Genomic DNA, 13,422 nt, shown 5'->3' with positions numbered 1-13,422 from the left:
AGTGACAGTATTATTAACAATCTGTATCATTGCCTGTTTCATTGTTTCATTTCTCGCCTTTATTTATCCTATCATTCCAGGCATCCTTGCTGTCTGGGCTGGATATTTAATTTACCATTTTGGTATAAATGGCGGAGAACTAACAACTTCCTTTTGGATTATTCAAGTCATTTTCACACTATTTATTTTCATTGCTGATTTTATTGCAAATGGATATTTCTTAAAGAAATACGGGAGTTCTAAATGGGGAGAGCGTGTCGGTATGATTTCTATCATTGTCGGATCTTTCTTCTTCCCACCATTCGGTTTAATTATCATACCGTTCTTATCGGTATTTATTACAGAACTCATGCATAAAAAAGCGCCAAAAGACGCCTTTCTAGTAGGAGTTGCTACTGTAGTTGGTTTTTTAAGCAGTACAGTAGCGAAAGCTATTCTCCAAATCATTATGATTCTCATATTTGTATGTTATATCATCTTTTAACCATCCCAATTTCGGGATGGTTTTTTTAATATGAAATACCTACTCGACTATTCTCATATTTGTTTTCACTACATAGATTCCACGTGAATTGCGCTGTATCACCAACTGTTATTTTCGCTCCCCCTTCTGGTAATACATCTTTTTCAGTTCGATACACTCCTGTCACATCACCGTCTATTAAATGCGTCGGACAAACGACCGTCCAACATAAATTACTACTACTAAGTATCTTATATGCAGCTAAATGATCTTCTGCTGCTGTTGTCATTTTCCTTTTTGACTCAGCTGATTGAAAACGATATAAATTTAGATTTGTTCTTGCTTGTAAAATACCAGCTGTTCCTATTGTAATGATCTTATGAACCCCTACTTCTTCCATTTTCTTTATAATATGTGGCATACTCTTCGCCAATGTCCCATTTTGATCCGTTCCAAGTGCACTAATTACTATATCGCTTCCTTCTATCACTTTCTTTATATCATTTTCATTCCATACATTACCTTCTATAACTCGTAACCTTTCATGATTTATTTCTATTCTATTTAAATCACGCGCTAATGCAGTCACTTCAGCTGCATCCTTTAATGCTAATTTTATTATGTTTGAACCTACTCGACCAGTTGCTCCCAATATACATACTTTCATTTGTTTTCCCCCTTTTTCATTCTTTCTCTATTTTTCAATAATTTTAATCAATTTTCAACAAAAAAGCTTCCTCATATATAAGAGGAAGCTCTATTATTATTTTATTTCTTTTCTTTAGAATCTGTAGATTTCTCAGTTCCACTTGTTTCTTTATCCTTTTTGTCCTCTTGTTGTGTTGTTGTATCGTCTTCTTTCTTCTTGTCCTCACCTTTACTACAACCTACCATTAATAAAGAACTTGCAAGTGCCATAGCAGTTAATGATTTAACCCATTTGTTCATTTGCGTTTCCTCCTTTAGATAGAATATGTACAACCCCCATATTACTCTCTATTTTTAAAGGAAAGATTGAAAAATAGTAAATAAACGGTAAATATTTGTAAATTTTCTGATAATAAATACAGACACCTATTCTTTTTTTCTCCATGAAAAGTAAAAAAACTAAGGCGCCTATCTTTCCGCCTTAGTTTCTTATGCAAACTCCTCATTTTCATATACATGTTTAATCTTATACTCTTTCTTCACAACATATTGCCATACACTATAGGCATAACGATTCATTTTCAGGAAGCAATTTTCTAAAAACGAGCGGAATTCTGGATTCGCAACTTCAACTGCTACTTGAGCGAACTTTAGTGCTAACCGTTTTAAATGCGAAATATAACAAGTTGCAATATGGACATCCCCTGTATATTTACTATCAGTCTCCTTTTCCATTTCATGAAAATGAGATGAAATTGGTTCACAAGTTATATGCTGTACATTCTCTCCTTCTTGAAAATTCACTTGTTCATTATACGCTTGCAACATATATGGTAAATGATGCTGTAATAGCTCCTTTAATTCTTCGTCTCTTACCTTTCCTGTATACTCCCCAACCTTATAAATAAGCATATAACTATACCTCATTAATTCTTTCATACAATCCATGAAAATGCCTCCCTTCTCTTTTGTCTATATGTTATAAATATGATGCTATAACATTTGCTATTCTTGCTAAAAACCAATTCCACTTACTAATTTTCTCAAAGTCTTCTTCTGAAAATCTTTTTGATTTATGAAAGTCTTCTTTTAATCGGCTCCATACGTCAGCAACAACTCTTGTATCATATACGATACAGTTTGATTCACAATTTAAATAAAAACTTCTATTATCAAAATTCGCTGTACCTATATCAACAATTTCTCCATCAATGATTGTTACTTTCCCGTGAAAAAAACCATTCCGATATTGATAGATCTCCGCTCCAGCATGGTTCATCTCTCTCAAATACGGATAGGCGGCTTGTTTTAACAATACTGCGTCGCTTTTAAATGGTACGAGAATTTTCACATTGACACCTCGGTTTAATACACCTTTTAATTCTTTCATCATTTCTTTACTTGGTACAAAATATGGCGTAGCAATAATTAAAGACTTTTTAGCTTGCTTTAAAAGCGCTCCATATTTTTGCCATAACCCTTTTCCATCTGAAAATAAATATTGATATTTTACATTCCCTATCTCAGGTAAACTTTCATGTACAGGCATTTTTTCTCCCGTATCTTCTTTCCAGTCAGCAGCAAATTTTCTTTCCATATCCGTAGCACCATTCCCATTGACTCTTACATGATAATCACGCCACGGGCCAAATTTCGGATCTTGTCCAAGGTACTCCTTTCCAATGTTAAAGCCGCCGATATATGATACTTTTCCGTCAATCGTAACAATGCGTCTATGGTTTCGTTGATGCAACGAATAGAATAAATGTTTCAATTTAGGTTTTTTACTAAACGTAAACTGGACACCATTGTTTTTTAGTTGACGAATTACCTTTTTCTTCAGCTTATATCCACCTATTCGATCAACTGACAATTTTACTTCTACTCCACTCGATGCCTTTTTCTCAAGCAACTGCAAAAACTCTTGGCTTATTTCATCTTTACCTACAATGTAAAAATGGACATATATGTACTTTTCTGCATTACGTATATCCTCAAATAATTTCTTATATAACTCTTCACCGTTCGTATAAAGTTGAAATTCACCTAATCGAACTTGTCCTAATTCATATTCACTAGCCATTTTTTTCCCCATTTCCACATCGATGTTCATCCATATGAATACACCTATTAAACAAAGGATTACAACGAAAAAGTGTTTCATGGATATTTTCCTTCCTCCACTTACTGTTATTTCTATATCTTCCCTTTTTTAATACAATATCATTCAAGAAAATATGTCATTACATGATATATGTCCATATCAAACGATAGCTTATTTGCATATTGTATGTTGTATCTTAAAATAAAAGGAGGAAATAACAATGGGCTTCGCACATGGTAATGGATTCGCGCTATTAGTCGTATTATTTATCCTCTTAATCATCGTCGGTGCTGCTTGCTTCTGCTAAGTAGTTATCGTCATATGATATGTGGATGAAAAAACTATAAAAGCGGACACCTATTTTTAGGTGTCCGCTTTTCATATGAAAAACATTTCCGTTTGTTATTGTGCCTTTAACGACTACATATTCAACTCAAAAAGTTAATAATGTAGCTACTTTCTTACTCTCCGCCTTACGTATATGGCGTTGTTCTGCACGTAACACAGCAATGCGATGTAATTCTTTCTCTTCTTCTGTTTCAGGGATTACTCGCGGCACTGGAACTGGATTATTTTCCTTACTAAGCGCAACAAAAGTAACAAATGACGTTGCTGCTATACGCTTCTCACCTGAAATTAAATCTTCTGCTACTACCTTCACAAATACTTCCATCGAAGTTCTACCCGTCCAAATTACAAAGGATTCATAACTAACACAATCTGAAGAGCGAACAGGATGTAAGAAATCTACCCAATCCATAGATGCTGTGACACATTCTTTTCTTGCGTGCCTCGTTGCTGAAATAGAAGCAACCATATCCATCTCGGCTAATATCTTCCCACCAAATAGCGTATTATGATCGTTTAAATCTGTTGGAAATACTCGGCTCGTTTTAAACACTCTAGACTCATTCGCTGTTTTCCCTTTCACTTCAGTCATTGTTATCACCTCTTTGATTATTTAACCCGCTATTTGCAGACATTAAGACTCCCACCACAAAATTCAGCTGGAGCAAAGAAGTTCGGTAAGAGTTCTATTTCCCATTAACACTAGAACGGTATGAGCTTACTATCACTACACATTTAATATTAACAACATTCAGAACTCTTAGTCCACAAAAAAGAACCGATGTTATCAATCGGCTCCTCTAAATACATATTGCTCTTTTGGCGGTTCAACCTTATTCCATTTCGTTACTTCTAATACAGGGATATTTGCATGGAACGGCTGATAAAATTCCGTTGATATTTCTCCTTCAACTTGAATCCAATCATCGTTTTTCCATTCTACACCTTCTGGTTTTTTTACTAACATACCATATACACCAGAATCCGCTACACAATGTATAATCCCGAAACGGAATAAGAAATATTGTTCTTTTTGAGAAGAGTCATCTTTGAAAACAAACCCTTTAAAAGATAATTTTTTCCCAGTAAACTCGCCAGGATAATTATAAATTGTTTCCATCCCTTTTAGAAAATCTTCATCTTTTAAAGTAATACTATCTTTCGTAACAAACTCTTTTTTCCCCTTTTCCATTACACCACGGTATCCTTCTTTCCCGTAATAAATGCTCGTATCAGGTTTTAGAAATTGCCTTGTCATAAATGGATCTGTACTTTCTGCTTGCGCAACAGGAAAATGAAATCCTTTCGCCTTAACGATATCTGAATCTAACGTTGCAATCGGGAAAAACAATCCTGAGACTATCGGAAAACAAAACAATGTGTACGAAAATGCTTTTTTCCACCATGTATTCTCATTTTTTGAATGATCATGCCCACAATGGCTATGATCGCAACCACAATTGTGCTGTTCTTTTTCTTTTTCTTTTTCTTTTTGATGTTCTTTCTGGAAAACGATAATAATTTGAACAATCGTTAAAAATCCTAAAATAATAGCTGCTGTTTTTGATAAATAGGCATACTTCATATTGATATACTTCGTAATATTACCTGAAATATGAAGCTGCGCAATTAAGATTGTAAAACCTAATAATATATATGCTCGAAACATAACCTACCACCCCATCGCATAAATGAGTAGTGAGCTTGCATAAACAACAAGTGTAACTGTAACTGTAACGACAATTACAAATTTCGTTTTAAATGTCGCAAGCATCATAAACATATTTTTAATATCCACCATCGGTCCATATACGAGGAACGCGACAAGTGACGCTGTTGAAAATGTACTTTGGAATGACGAAGCAATAAATGCATCCGCTTCTGAACAAAGTGATAAAATGTAAGCTAGTCCCATCATAACAGCTGGTGAAGAGAACGGCCCTTGTCCTATAGCAAGAAGTGTTGAAGTTTGTACGAACGTTTGAACTGCCGCTGCAATTAACGCACCTAATACTAAATATTTTCCCATCGAGAAAAATTCCTCAACAGCATGCGTACATACATCCCACATTTTTTTACGTAATGGACGCTTATGATTCACTTCTGGGAAGTGATCATCTCGTAATTGATGTTCTTTAAACATAAATGATAATATAATTCCAACGATTATTGCTACGATAATCGCTACAATAGAACGATACCATACCATGTGCATACTACTGCCAAAGGCAACGTATGTTGCAAATAATACGACTGGATTAATGATTGGTCCAGTTAACATAAATGCAATCCCGGCATATGGCGGAACCCCTTTTCCGATTAATCGCCTAACAATCGGAACGATTCCACATTCACAGCCCGGAAACATCATCCCTAAAAAAGTAGCCATTAAAACAGACAGAAATCGATTTTTCGGCATCCATTTTGCTACCATATCTTCTGTTACAAACATTTGAATGAATCCTGAAATAAATACACCAATGAGCACAAAAGGAAGTGCTTCGATCAATATGGAGATAAAAATTGTATTCATTTGCAGGAATGCTTTCGGTAATTGAAACAATTCCATGATGTATTTCCTCCAACTTTTCATTAACAATATGTAATTTTAACCCCATTTTATGAATTGGACAAGACTTATACGGAATTCACCCCTTTCATATACATTACATTTTATAAGTTATATTCTATTCAAAACTTTGGATTTCATAGTAAAAAAGCTGCTCTAGCGCAGTTACACAACTATGCTAGAGCAGCTTTCTTCTCGTTAAAAGTAACGTTTCTTCCAAAAAACAAATGCTAATGTGAAAGATAGTGTTACACATATTATGAGTACAATTACAAAACCATGTGCTTCCCCTTCAAATGGAACCTTTACGTTCATTCCAAAGAAACTAGAAACCATCGTTGGTAACGATAAAATGATTGTAATAGACGTTAACAGTTTCATAACACTATTTAAATTATTTGATATAACAGAGCTAAAAGTATTCATCATTCCACTTAAAATGTGACTATATATTTCCGCCATTTCAATAGCCTGTTTATTTTCAATTAATACATCTTCTAATAAATCTTGATCGTCTTCATACATTTTTAAAAATGTACTGTTACGCATTAATTTTTGAATTACAATTTTATTCGCCTTTAATGATGTTGTAAAGTAAACTAAACTTTTTTCAAGGCCTAGCAATGTGAAAATCTCTTTATTTTTCATCGACTTATTTAATTGGTGCTCTAAATCGATTGTTTTTCTGTTAATTTGCTTTAAGTATCTTAAATAATAAGTAGAAATCGTATATAAGAGCTGAAGTGCAAAGCGTGTCTTTTTAAACGTATAAAATTCTTTAATACGTTGATTAATAAAACGTTCAAAAATTGGGTTTTCTTCTAAACAAATTGTCACAAAGCAATCTGGCATTACAATCATACCTATTGGAATCGTGTCATAAATCGAATTTCCTTCTTCATCATGTCTAACTGTTGGGATATCCACGATTATTAAAGTATTATTGTCTTCCTTTTCAATACGAGAGCGTTCTTCATCATCTAAAGGGTCTTTAATGAAATCTAAGTCTACATTTAAAGTTTGTACTAGATATTGAATTTCTTCTTCCGTTGGATGAAGTACATTAATCCAGCAACCCTTTTGCATTTCCTCAACCTCTTGTAGTTTTCCGTTTCGGTCTGTTAAATAAATATTTAACATACTATCACCCCGATTCTTTTTACATGTAGGAATCTACCTCTCTTACATAACAGTTTTTGAACCGCCATTCTCAGCATATGAAACATACGTTTAAATTTCAATAGAAAAATTATTTTGAAAACGTTTTTATAAGAAAAATATTCTAAACAAAGAAAAAGACAGAGTGCTCTCTGCCTTAAAAAGCTTATGTTGCCTTTATAACATATTTAGAAAGCATCCACAAGTTAAAGCCAACTGAAATCGTATAACCAGCGTATGTTGAAATAATAAAACTTACATAATCGAAATAAGGAAGCAATACGATATTTAAAACTATCTTCACAATAATACCAATTACTAATCCTAGCACTGTTTTCTGTTGTTGATTAATTCCTTGTAACATCGCAGCTGTAACTGTAAAAAGCGAAAATAGTATACAGGCAGGAGCATAATACTGTAAAATAACTCTCCCCATCTCCGGATCATTTCCGGCACCAAATAAAAGAGTATATACTGGTTTTGCTAACAACATCATTCCAATTGCCGCTGGTACCGTAATTGCTACTACTAATACATTCGTCCTCGTAAAATGTTTGTACAGTAACTTCACATTCCCTGCTGTATAGGCTTTTGTCATCTCAGGTACGAGAGACATACTAAAAGCAGTCGCAACGGAAACCGGGATAAGTACAACCATCTGGACAAGACCAATTATTGCATTAATCTTCTCCGCTTCTCCTTGCATATACCCTATTTGTATAAGTAGTTTATTAATTGTAAATGTATCAATCGTCTGATACAACGGAATTGCTAAACCAACCACAACAAACGGTATTGAATATGTAAAGAGCTCCTTATACAGCGAGAAGAAAGATTTCGTTGTTTGCGGTATACTTGCCATCTCTTTTTTCTTTAAGTGCTTTCTCCTCCTTATGTAATACGCACTTAAAACTGTTAATCCACCTATCGCTCCCATAAAAGCACCGAACGTTGAAATACCAACCGCTAGCGAGATAGAAGCTTTTAAAATATATAAAACGACAAAGCTTCCTATTAATATGGTTAAGACCCGAAAAAATTGCTCAACAACTACACTTAAAGCAGAAGGCCCCATCGATTGAAACCCTTGAAAGAAGCCCCTTAATAAACTCATTACTGGTACAAGTATTAACGCAAAACTTACAATTTGAATATTATTAGTAACCGCTGTTATACTATTCCCCGTTTGATCATTTCCATCGATTACAAGTTTAGCTAAATGTGGAGCTAATATATATAGCGCTAAACATGAGATGACTCCCATTATTAACATAAAAAAGATACCACTCTTAAGTACTCTCTTAACTGTATGATAATCATTCAGTTGATCATATTTTGATACCATTTTTGAAACGGCAAGTGGTAGTCCCATCGTCGCAATGCTGAGCATAATCGTATATGGGCGATAAGCATACGTGTATAAAACGTACCCACTCGTACCGACCATTGCTGTAAACGGTATAACATATATAAACCCTAACATTTTAGATATCATCGTTGCCATCGTTAAAAATATCGTTCCACGTATAAACGGTGACCCTTTCATCACATTCCTCCGCTACGCTTTATTATTACACATTATGGACAACTCCTTTTTTTTAGAACCGAAACAAATAAAAAAAGCCAATGAACAATCATTGACTTTAACGCGCTGCTTTTTTCTTTTTTAAATACTTTAAACCGAAGTATAAAGCAACAAAGAGAACAGCTCCTATAATTATGTAATGTGTGTAATCAGATGCATACTCTTTAATGTGTCTCCAATTTCCACCAAGCTTTTCACCTAAGTAGATAAATAGTATTGACCATGGAATAATCGCAACCACAGTATACAGTGTAAATAGTTTTAATGGCATCTTAGCTAATCCTGCTGGAATAGAGATTGCATGACGTACTACTGGGATAAAGCGTGCAGAAAAGATTACTCCTGCCCCGTAACGCTTAAACCAACCTTCTGCTATGTCTAAATGGTGTTTATTAATAAGTAGATATTTTCCATATTTCTCTACAACCGGACGCCCTCCGTAATATCCAAGCCAGTATAAAAAGATTTGGGCTAAAGTACCACCAATAGTTCCGGCGATAACTGCACCAACAAAACTAATTTTACCATCCGCTACTAAAAATCCAGCATACGAAAGTACAATTTCACTCGGGATAATTTCAATCATTAAAGCTAGCGCTACTCCAAAGTAACCTAAGCTTGCAAAAAATTGCAATAACTGATCTATTATGCTTGCTAACATTTTATTTTCTATCTCCTTTTTTCTTCACATACCATCCCATTATTACATAAAGGTCGCATTCTGCCAATATCTTCATTTCAACAATTTTATCGGCATAAGCATGATTAATCTATTAAAGTTTCTTTTTGAGGTTCTTTCATGTAGGCAAACATTTCTTTAATTTGCTCTTCTGTATTTCTAGCAATCGATAAATTAGGCAATTCATTCTCACCAAAAAACTCCAAATCTTCTGTTTCAATACTAGTTTTCTTTTCGCCACCAATAATCTTACAGCTAATAAAAATTTTATATACGTGTGTTGCTGAAGGCGATGGTTGATGTTTTTCTTTATCAAATATAGCGAATAGCTTAAAATCATCTACTTCATAACCCGTCTCCTCTAAAACTTCTTTTGCTGCTACTTCTGTTGGCGTATAACCGATATCGGCCCATCCACCTGGCAATGCCCATTTCCCATCACTTTTTTCTTTCACAAATAATAACTTTTCATTTTGAAAAACGACTGCTCTTATATCAACTTTTGGTGTTTGATAGCCTGTCTCACTTGCAAATAATTTCTCTACTATTTCCCAATCTGTCTTTGTGTAATGTGACATCATCGAAATGGAAATATCCCGTAATTGTTGGAAACGCTCTATATCATACACATCTTTAGAATACGTTAAACCCGCTTGGGCTATAGCTTGTATTTGTTTTACCCAATCAATCCATTTTACCGTCATGTTTCCACATCCCCCATACTCTTTTAAGTGAATAGTAAGTCAGTTTTGTTGATACATCTTTATTATACAAAAAAAGAGATTGATAATGTTCCAATCTCTTTCAAAATTAATCTAATTCATGTAAGTGGTCTTGTATATACTTTCTTCTTTTATTTATATATTCATCGATCATATCAGCTTCTTGATCAAATGTTTCTAATTTTTCTTTCATATATGGATCTTGTAGTAAATATGGACGAATCGATTCACACAAACTTTCAACTTTCGGCATCATAAACGAAACCGTAAATTGTTCTTCTAGTATTTCTTCCAAAATACTTCGGTATTGCTTTCTAAATACAGGTATATCTAACAATCTTGCACTTAACGTGTTATAGCCTTGAATGCGAATATACTCATGATTAAGTGGTCTCCCTTGTACATCTCGCCCCCAAGTTGCATCATAATCCCACGGTATCACTTCAAATAAATTTGTTTCATCGTTATGATATAGTGCATAGTTATGAACGAAACCATCAAAGTTTTGTGTGAAAATAACGCCAGCTAACCACCTTAAATATTTATCAACATGTAGAAACTTCCCAATTTCTTTTTCATAAGCTTCCCTCGACAAAGCATTCGCTTGAAATACAAATTCACTCAGTTGTTCTTCACTATTTTTATTCGAATATTTAAATTCATAACCCGCAAAGAGCTCGGTCTTAACATCTTTATCTCTCTCACTCATTAAAGAAAAATTCGCATCATCATCTATTGCATAATAAATAGAACCACTTGGTAATCCTCTATTTTTCAAAAAGTTTTCATCAACTGATTCTAACTGTAAATATACACCTTGAATTTGACCATTAATTTTTATAAATACATGTTGTGATTTTGGTGAAAGTACACCAATATCATGAAAAAAGTCTAAAGATAATTTGTTTCGTATGAGAGACGGATCCATAAACTCAGAATTTAAATGAATTTCTTTCGCACCTTGAAATTTTTTCGGTTTATAAAACATAACATGATAAGACTTTTTCTCAAACTCACGAATATGAGCCCCCCGGTATACGATATCAATATCATACTTCTTTTTTCCATAAGTTAATTTTGCTGGCACTGGACTATCTGACCAAATGTCTTTTTTTAATTCCACTAAGTACATTGGATGAATAAAAAAATCATATGAAGGTAGCATGTTTTCTCATCCCTTCTCAGTTCTCTTCATTCAATGTATGCGCCTTGTCTTGTCCATACATCCGCTATCATCCATTTATATAAAATTACACTCTTGTCTTGTTCAGAAAGACGTCATATCTCATATCATGTTAAGGAAAAAGAATACCTTTTCACCTGAATACATGATAAGGAGGATTTCTATGAAACGTGATATTAGAAAAGCTGTTGAAGAAATCAAAAGTGCTGGGATGGAGGATTTCTTACACCAAGATCCAAGTACTTTTGAGTGCGATGATGATAAATTCTCTCATCATCGATGTACAACAGGTTGTAAATGTACAACTGGGGGTAAATGTCCAAGAACAAGATGTACTCGCGTGAAACATTGTACTTTTATTACAAAATGTACGCACGTAAAAAAATGGACATTTGTTACAAAATGTACTCGTGTGCGCGTTCAAAAATGGACATTCGTTACGAAAGTGACTCGTAGAAAAGAATGCGTTTTAGTTACAAAACGTACTCGTAGAAAACATTGTACTTTCGTTACAAAATGCATACGCTTTGAAAAGAAATTTTTCTGGACAAAACGAAGTTTCTGTAAAAAATGCGAATTCTTCCCGCATAGAGACGGTCACTCGTGCGATGATTCATGTGATCATGGCAGAGACTGTCACGATAATGGACACAAATGGAATGATTGCAAAGGCGGACATAAATTCCCATCTTGCAAAAACAAGAAATTCGATCACTTCTGGTATAAAAAACGTAATTGCTAGTTTTTATGCCTACAAAAAAAGGCCGTTTTGCGGCCTTTTTTACGTTCATTGAAAATGACTTATATCTGCAAATTGCTTCACTTCACCTTTATCTTCTTCAAATTCTATTATACTTAGACTAGCACTATGCATAAATGGATCATCCCACACATTTTCTATTTCAATACCCGCAAAATGTCCTACAAGTAGTTTTGCCGCTGCCGCATGGGAAACAATTAATATACTTTCTCCTTTATGCTTTTCTAAAAGAAGCTGTATCCCCTCAATTACCCTTTTATAAACAGACTCAAAATTTTCTCCTGATGTTGACTGAAAAAGATGTGGCTCATACCAAAACAATTGTATTTCATCTGGGTATTCCCTTTCTATATCAGCGATTGTCTGTCCTTCCCATATACCCATGTTAATTTCATAGAAATGCTCATCCGCTATTATCGGTATATCACGATCGCCCTTTATTAACTCTGCAGTATGAAGGGTTCTTTCACTCGGACTACTATAGATCGCATGGATAGATAAATCTTTCATTCGGTCTCCTAATTGCTTTGCTTGTAACATACCATTTTCAGTTAAAGCAGAATTTTTCCGGCCTTGCATTCGTTTCGATACATTCCATTCCGTCTCACCGTGCCTTGTTACATATACAGTTGTTTTCATTTCACATTCCCCCTTACCATTTTGGCCGCAATTCCCACGGTTCTACTCGTCCTACAATCCATTCATCACATTTATTCTCAATTCCTTTTATTACCCCATCCGATATTTCTTCATGGGTAAGCCATCTCCCGTATGTATCTTCTAATATAAAACCTAATATTATTCTATGGTAGCTACATCGCGTACCACCTATTTTTTGTGCGGGTATACGCGACGCTTTACTACCTAAAATATGAAAAACGTTGTATGTTTCAGACGACAAATCCACTTCTCTACATATGAATGACAACGTATCCTTCGCACTTGCGTGTACCCATGCGACAACTAATGTTATTGGGCCATTCTGCACAATTGTGCTTTTAATAGCTAGCTTTACATCGTCATCATTATGATAATCTAACGGAAGACATGTGATACTTTCTGGCGCAGCACTCTCTCGCTTAACATTTTCTAATTTCACTTTATCTCGTCCAATAATAGAAACATGAAATCCTTGCTCACAAAGCCACATAGAAACTCTCTTTAGCATTCCTGTTCCACCAATTACTAGCGCATGCAACTTCT

General features: G+C 34.5%; 17 protein-coding genes. 3 read left to right on the top strand and 14 right to left on the bottom strand.

The window, feature by feature from the left end; genetic code table 11:
• Position 1 precedes the first annotated feature (1 nt).
• Positions 2–484, top strand: coding sequence for a DUF456 domain-containing protein (locus ILS93_RS18340; protein WP_000217333.1), 483 nt, complete (start codon positions 2–4; stop codon positions 482–484).
• A 25-nt stretch (positions 485–509) separates the two neighbouring features.
• On the opposite strand, the gene ILS93_RS18335 is transcribed toward ILS93_RS18340, so the two are convergent.
• From ILS93_RS18335 to cls, 4 genes are all read right to left on the bottom strand, one after another.
• Complete coding sequence (locus ILS93_RS18335) at positions 510–1,130, bottom strand: NAD(P)-dependent oxidoreductase (RefSeq protein WP_000861614.1); 621 nt, start codon at positions 1,128–1,130, stop codon at positions 510–512.
• A gap of 101 nt (positions 1,131–1,231) precedes the next feature.
• Positions 1,232–1,411, bottom strand: a complete 180-nt coding sequence (locus ILS93_RS18330) for a hypothetical protein (RefSeq protein WP_001045960.1) — start codon at positions 1,409–1,411, stop codon at positions 1,232–1,234.
• A 189-nt stretch (positions 1,412–1,600) separates the two neighbouring features.
• Positions 1,601–2,059, bottom strand: a complete 459-nt coding sequence (locus tag ILS93_RS18325) for a spore coat protein (protein WP_000340554.1) — start codon at positions 2,057–2,059, stop codon at positions 1,601–1,603.
• Positions 2,060–2,090: 31 nt separating this feature from the next.
• On the bottom strand, positions 2,091–3,275 hold the full coding sequence (gene cls / locus ILS93_RS18320; RefSeq protein WP_142315066.1) for a cardiolipin synthase: 1,185 nt from the start codon (positions 3,273–3,275) through the stop codon (positions 2,091–2,093).
• A gap of 160 nt (positions 3,276–3,435) precedes the next feature.
• Between cls and ILS93_RS18315 the strand changes: the two genes are divergently transcribed.
• The gene (locus ILS93_RS18315; RefSeq protein ID WP_000505094.1) at positions 3,436–3,522 is read left to right on the top strand and encodes a YjcZ family sporulation protein; all 87 of its coding nucleotides are present in this window, start codon (positions 3,436–3,438) and stop codon (positions 3,520–3,522) included.
• A 126-nt stretch (positions 3,523–3,648) separates the two neighbouring features.
• Here ILS93_RS18315 and ILS93_RS18310 read toward each other — a convergent pair whose 3' ends face one another.
• From ILS93_RS18310 to cotH, 8 genes are all read right to left on the bottom strand, one after another.
• Complete coding sequence (locus ILS93_RS18310) at positions 3,649–4,155, bottom strand: acyl-CoA thioesterase (RefSeq protein WP_000141167.1); 507 nt, start codon at positions 4,153–4,155, stop codon at positions 3,649–3,651.
• A 195-nt stretch (positions 4,156–4,350) separates the two neighbouring features.
• Positions 4,351–5,232 (bottom strand): TIGR03943 family putative permease subunit, encoded by an 882-nt coding sequence (locus tag ILS93_RS18305; RefSeq protein ID WP_222661063.1) that lies wholly within the window; start codon positions 5,230–5,232, stop codon positions 4,351–4,353.
• A gap of 3 nt (positions 5,233–5,235) precedes the next feature.
• A complete protein-coding gene (locus ILS93_RS18300; protein WP_000418724.1) occupies positions 5,236–6,132 on the bottom strand; it encodes a permease in 897 nt (298 codons plus the stop codon).
• Positions 6,133–6,330: 198 nt separating this feature from the next.
• The gene (locus ILS93_RS18295; protein ID WP_000932392.1) at positions 6,331–7,272 is read right to left on the bottom strand and encodes a magnesium transporter CorA family protein; all 942 of its coding nucleotides are present in this window, start codon (positions 7,270–7,272) and stop codon (positions 6,331–6,333) included.
• A 184-nt stretch (positions 7,273–7,456) separates the two neighbouring features.
• Positions 7,457–8,836, bottom strand: a complete 1,380-nt coding sequence (locus ILS93_RS18290; protein ID WP_002096686.1) for a putative polysaccharide biosynthesis protein — start codon at positions 8,834–8,836, stop codon at positions 7,457–7,459.
• A gap of 97 nt (positions 8,837–8,933) precedes the next feature.
• Positions 8,934–9,536, bottom strand: a complete 603-nt coding sequence (gene uptA / locus ILS93_RS18285; RefSeq protein WP_000881203.1) for an undecaprenyl phosphate transporter UptA — start codon at positions 9,534–9,536, stop codon at positions 8,934–8,936.
• Positions 9,537–9,640: 104 nt separating this feature from the next.
• Positions 9,641–10,258 carry an NUDIX hydrolase N-terminal domain-containing protein gene (locus ILS93_RS18280; protein ID WP_000216907.1) on the bottom strand — a complete coding sequence of 206 codons (618 nt, stop codon included), beginning with the start codon at positions 10,256–10,258 and terminating at the stop codon, positions 9,641–9,643.
• Between the two features lie 106 nt (positions 10,259–10,364).
• Entirely contained in the window at positions 10,365–11,441 is a 1,077-nt protein-coding gene (cotH, locus tag ILS93_RS18275) for a spore coat protein CotH (RefSeq protein WP_000937986.1), read from the bottom strand.
• Between the two features lie 181 nt (positions 11,442–11,622).
• Here cotH and exsB point away from each other — a divergent pair, with 181 nt between their 5' ends.
• Positions 11,623–12,201, top strand: a complete 579-nt coding sequence (gene exsB, locus ILS93_RS18270; RefSeq protein WP_000817494.1) for an exosporium protein ExsB — start codon at positions 11,623–11,625, stop codon at positions 12,199–12,201.
• Positions 12,202–12,246: 45 nt separating this feature from the next.
• Here exsB and ILS93_RS18265 read toward each other — a convergent pair whose 3' ends face one another.
• Both ILS93_RS18265 and ILS93_RS18260 read right to left on the bottom strand, forming a co-directional pair.
• On the bottom strand, positions 12,247–12,858 hold the full coding sequence (locus ILS93_RS18265; RefSeq protein ID WP_000859200.1) for a phosphoserine phosphatase 1: 612 nt from the start codon (positions 12,856–12,858) through the stop codon (positions 12,247–12,249).
• 13 nt (positions 12,859–12,871) lie between these two features.
• Positions 12,872–13,417, bottom strand: coding sequence for a short-chain dehydrogenase (locus tag ILS93_RS18260; RefSeq protein ID WP_098102946.1), 546 nt, complete (start codon positions 13,415–13,417; stop codon positions 12,872–12,874).
• Positions 13,418–13,422: the final 5 nt, after the last annotated feature.

This window comes from Bacillus sp. 16GRE42 (assembly GCF_019837435.1).
GTDB lineage: Bacteria > Bacillota > Bacilli > Bacillales > Bacillaceae_G > Bacillus_A > Bacillus_A wiedmannii.
Note: the sequence above shows the minus strand (reverse complement) of the source record. Positions and strands in the feature narration are given on the sequence as shown.

Bases quoted from the DNA above. Each gene is read 5' to 3' on its own strand.
- ILS93_RS18305 (WP_222661063.1), bottom strand. From the start codon at position 5,232: ATGTTTCGAGCATATATATTATTAGGTTTTACAATCTTAATTGCGCAG.
- ILS93_RS18290 (WP_002096686.1), bottom strand. From the start codon at position 8,836: ATGAAAGGGTCACCGTTTATACGTGGAACGATATTTTTAACGATGGCA.
- ILS93_RS18330 (WP_001045960.1), bottom strand. From the start codon at position 1,411: ATGAACAAATGGGTTAAATCATTAACTGCTATGGCACTTGCAAGTTCT.
- cls (WP_142315066.1), bottom strand. From the start codon at position 3,275: ATGAAACACTTTTTCGTTGTAATCCTTTGTTTAATAGGTGTATTCATA.
- ILS93_RS18315 (WP_000505094.1), top strand. From the start codon at position 3,436: ATGGGCTTCGCACATGGTAATGGATTCGCGCTATTAGTCGTATTATTT.
- ILS93_RS18295 (WP_000932392.1), bottom strand. From the start codon at position 7,272: ATGTTAAATATTTATTTAACAGACCGAAACGGAAAACTACAAGAGGTT.
- ILS93_RS18310 (WP_000141167.1), bottom strand. From the start codon at position 4,155: ATGACTGAAGTGAAAGGGAAAACAGCGAATGAGTCTAGAGTGTTTAAA.
- cotH (WP_000937986.1), bottom strand. From the start codon at position 11,441: ATGCTACCTTCATATGATTTTTTTATTCATCCAATGTACTTAGTGGAA.
- ILS93_RS18335 (WP_000861614.1), bottom strand. From the start codon at position 1,130: ATGAAAGTATGTATATTGGGAGCAACTGGTCGAGTAGGTTCAAACATA.
- ILS93_RS18325 (WP_000340554.1), bottom strand. From the start codon at position 2,059: ATGGATTGTATGAAAGAATTAATGAGGTATAGTTATATGCTTATTTAT.
- ILS93_RS18265 (WP_000859200.1), bottom strand. From the start codon at position 12,858: ATGAAAACAACTGTATATGTAACAAGGCACGGTGAGACGGAATGGAAT.
- uptA (WP_000881203.1), bottom strand. From the start codon at position 9,536: ATGTTAGCAAGCATAATAGATCAGTTATTGCAATTTTTTGCAAGCTTA.
- ILS93_RS18300 (WP_000418724.1), bottom strand. From the start codon at position 6,132: ATGGAATTGTTTCAATTACCGAAAGCATTCCTGCAAATGAATACAATT.
- exsB (WP_000817494.1), top strand. From the start codon at position 11,623: ATGAAACGTGATATTAGAAAAGCTGTTGAAGAAATCAAAAGTGCTGGG.
- ILS93_RS18280 (WP_000216907.1), bottom strand. From the start codon at position 10,258: ATGACGGTAAAATGGATTGATTGGGTAAAACAAATACAAGCTATAGCC.